Raw genomic sequence first — 3,011 nt, forward strand, 5'->3', positions numbered from 1 at the left:
CCCTGATCCCTGAGCCGATTCTCATCATAAATAATCACCGTCTCCACCTTCTTATGACGGCTAAACTTCCGTACCCGCCTCACATCACCATTCGTCGCATCCAACACCGCCGTAATCGAACTATGCCGAATTCGGTGCGGCGATAACACCTTAGTCGTCGCCTGCGCCTTCTGCGCCGTCCGCTTCAAAATCCGGTCGATCGATCGCCCCGACAACCGCATCCCATAGCACTTATTATCCAAAGCCACAAACAACGGATCTACACCATTCACACTCCCCCTTACCCCCAACCAATCCTCAATCGCCGCAATCGATTTAGCCGACAGATCTACCGACTCCCGCTGTCTTTTCCCCTTCCCCTTAATCCACAACTTCCCATCTGTATAATCCTTAATACTCACCCCCGCCACCTCAAACCGCCGCAAAGCGTTATCCCACAACAATCTCAAGATTGCATAGTCCCGCTTCCCCATCTTTGTCGAGCGATCGAGGGTATCGATAATTAACTTAAACACCTCCGGCGATACCCCCGACGTATCCCGATAAGTCTGCGCCTTTACCCCCTTGACATCAGCCAAGTTAAACCCGCATTGTCCCAGCTTCCGCGCGTAATTTACCAATGATTTCATCGCCGACAGCCGGACATTAATAGTAGAGGGTGCAAAATCATCCACCTGGAGCTGCGCCTTATATTTGAGCGCGATCCAGATCGCCTCCTCCTGGCGCAACTTCAAAAACCACCCGATCGATCGTTCGATCTCAAACTCAGGATTGGCAAACTGACAAAAATCCGCGATCGCCGCTGCATAGGTTTCTTTTGTCGCATCCGAAATCTGCAACTTCAAAAACTCCGCCCACAGATCGTCTGTCGGAATTCTGACTACATCTGTAGCTAATTCACTTCGCGAATTTACAATCGTAATCTCACTTACCACAACTACCCATCCTTATTGCTACAATCTACGACTTTTGGAGTGTGAAAACGGGAGTTGTGTCCCATAATTAGCATTATGGGACACAAAATTATTGTATGCTGATTACGTCTGTATTATTAAAAGCCATTTCCGTATTACTAACAGATTTAAGCTGGACTCGCTCGCCTCAAACTAAAATTCCAGCCATCTCTCGAAGCTGCTGCGCCCAAATATTAGCTAATGTTGATATTTCTAATCGACTGACATCATTCGTCCAAACTTCCGACCAATGGATGTGCCATCGAGATAACTGACGTTGGATTTGAGCTAGCTCGAAAGCCCGCTCGACATCTAAATCGAGGGCGGTAAGTTCCAGAAATACCTTACTTTCTCGCACGATCGCCAGCACGGTTTCCGCTTCGACTCCAGCTAAACTCAAAGCTCCCATGCGAAGAAAATTTTCGACCAGTCGTTCTATCCTCACAGACAGACGCTCGCATCGAAAAGCCATTTCCGTATTAGTAAAATTATTCATACGCTTCCTAATAACTTGTAGATGACTTGTTGCACCCGTTCGCGAATCGACGGATCTAAAATCTCCATCGATCTATTCTGACGCGGACGGAGATTGACGAGCGATTCATAAAAAATCTCTTGAGAGATCGGATTCCAACTCGCACCCCAAAGATCGGCTTGCTGACTGCCACGATCGAGTAAAACAGCTTCACAATCGGAGTGCATTTCCCCACCCCCAGCTAAAATTTGCTGATGGATATCTACAACTGTTTTGATGTAGAAACGGTTGGCTTGAAGCATCTGCTCGATTTGGGCAGGAGTGGCAGGCTCCGACAAGATGTGAATTAACAATCGTCAAAAAAGGGTCGTTTTTCTTCAAGCTAACAGATTTTAGCTGGGTGGAGCGGTATTTTTCAAAAAATAATAGATTGACTTCTAATCTCGAAGGGTTAAGGGGTCTGAGCTTAGGGCTACCGCTAAAATGGCTTAGTGGTATGCCTCTTTTGCTCGACCTCTCAACTACCAGTTCTTACATTAGGGATGTAAAATGGTTCTTAGTATATGGTCTTAACACTGATTACTGATGATTCCAGCAAAATTCAGTTTAGAGCAGTCGCAGATCGATTTTTTAGAACGATTCCAGACATTGGGATTCAAAGATAAAAGCTCGCTCGTGCGGTTGGCACTAGATAAATTACACCAAGAAATCGAACGACAACAACTAGAGCAGTCCGCACGGCTATACGCCGAAGTCTATGCCGCAGATGAAGAACTCCAGCAGCTTACAGATGCAGCTCTTGGGGATTGGCCGACATGAGCGAAATCTACCGAGGACTGATTATCGATGTAGATCTCGATCCCACCAAAGGCTCGGAAACGGGCAAAACGCGCCCCTGTATCGTCGTCACCAACAACACCTACAATGCGCGAGTTCCAGTAATTCAAGTGGTGCCCTTAACCGAGTGGAACGCGAAAAAAAGCCAAATTAAGACCAATGTTGAAGTTCCGCCATCGCCGAGCAATGGTTTGAGTAAAAGATCGATCGCCGATTGTCTGCAAACTCGTCCCATCGATCGCCACAACCGCTTAGTGTCGATTAGAGGTGAATTAGAGCCAGAAATTTTGGAACTAATCGACATAGCTCTAAAGGTGGTTTTCGATCTGATTTAACACCAGCAATCTACTCCCAACTCCGAGCGAGCGAACCATTGGACGAGCTAAATCCCACACTTCCCACCCACTTGGAATCGGCACCCGCATTCGCTCTGGCTGCCGACGAACTCATTGCCGCCTTTACCAACTTCCTCCAATTCGATATCGGCTCTGGGGGAGCGAGTGCCGAAACCATTCGCACCTATTGGTGTGAAGTTCGCTTCTATCTGCTCTGGTGCCAGACCAATCAGCTTCAACCCCTAGCTGCGACTAGGGAGCAGATTAAAATCTACCGCCACCATCTAATCCAAACAAAATACAAACCCGCCACGATCTCGCTCAAGCTGGTAGCTGTAGCGACCCGCAATTATAAATCATCAAACCCGCAATCATCGCAAAATCGAACCCAGATTAACTGCAACTATCCGA

Annotated in this window: 5 protein-coding genes and 1 pseudogene; 3 read left to right on the forward strand and 3 right to left on the reverse strand. The window is 47.4% G+C overall.

The features are described 5' to 3' along the window. The 3 genes from C7B77_RS27110 to C7B77_RS27120 all read right to left on the reverse strand — a co-directional run. Positions 1-935: tyrosine-type recombinase/integrase (locus tag C7B77_RS27110; protein ID WP_106312360.1), on the reverse strand; the 935-nt coding region annotated here is incomplete at its 3' end. A gap of 166 nt (positions 936-1,101) precedes the next feature. After that, complete coding sequence (locus C7B77_RS27115; RefSeq protein ID WP_106312363.1) at positions 1,102-1,449, reverse strand: hypothetical protein; 348 nt, start codon at positions 1,447-1,449, stop codon at positions 1,102-1,104. Beyond that, positions 1,446-1,766, reverse strand: coding sequence for a DUF5674 family protein (locus tag C7B77_RS27120; RefSeq protein WP_245894472.1), 321 nt, complete (start codon positions 1,764-1,766; stop codon positions 1,446-1,448). Before C7B77_RS27120 ends, C7B77_RS27115 begins: the two co-directional genes overlap by 4 nt. A 247-nt stretch (positions 1,767-2,013) precedes the next feature. Between C7B77_RS27120 and C7B77_RS27125 the strand changes: the two genes are divergently transcribed. The 3 genes and pseudogenes from C7B77_RS27125 to C7B77_RS27135 all read left to right on the forward strand — a co-directional run. Continuing rightward, on the forward strand, positions 2,014-2,247 hold the full coding sequence (locus C7B77_RS27125) for a hypothetical protein (RefSeq protein ID WP_106312366.1): 234 nt from the start codon (positions 2,014-2,016) through the stop codon (positions 2,245-2,247). Beyond that, positions 2,244-2,600, forward strand: coding sequence for a type II toxin-antitoxin system PemK/MazF family toxin (locus tag C7B77_RS27130; RefSeq protein ID WP_106312369.1), 357 nt, complete (start codon positions 2,244-2,246; stop codon positions 2,598-2,600). Before C7B77_RS27125 ends, C7B77_RS27130 begins: the two co-directional genes overlap by 4 nt. A 38-nt stretch (positions 2,601-2,638) precedes the next feature. Further along, positions 2,639-3,011: pseudogene (locus tag C7B77_RS27135) on the forward strand (phage integrase N-terminal SAM-like domain-containing protein); the annotation flags it as partial.

Origin of the sequence: Chamaesiphon polymorphus CCALA 037 (assembly GCF_003003845.1) — a bacterium.
Classification (GTDB): domain Bacteria; phylum Cyanobacteriota; class Cyanobacteriia; order Cyanobacteriales; family Chamaesiphonaceae; genus Chamaesiphon; species Chamaesiphon polymorphus.

What these genes read in the sequence shown, in the direction of transcription:
- C7B77_RS27115 (WP_106312363.1), bottom strand. Translation starts at nt 1,449, where the DNA reads ATGAATAATTTTACTAATACGGAAATGGCTTTTCGATGCGAGCGTCTG.
- C7B77_RS27125 (WP_106312366.1), top strand. Translation starts at nt 2,014, where the DNA reads ATGATTCCAGCAAAATTCAGTTTAGAGCAGTCGCAGATCGATTTTTTA.
- C7B77_RS27130 (WP_106312369.1), top strand. Translation starts at nt 2,244, where the DNA reads ATGAGCGAAATCTACCGAGGACTGATTATCGATGTAGATCTCGATCCC.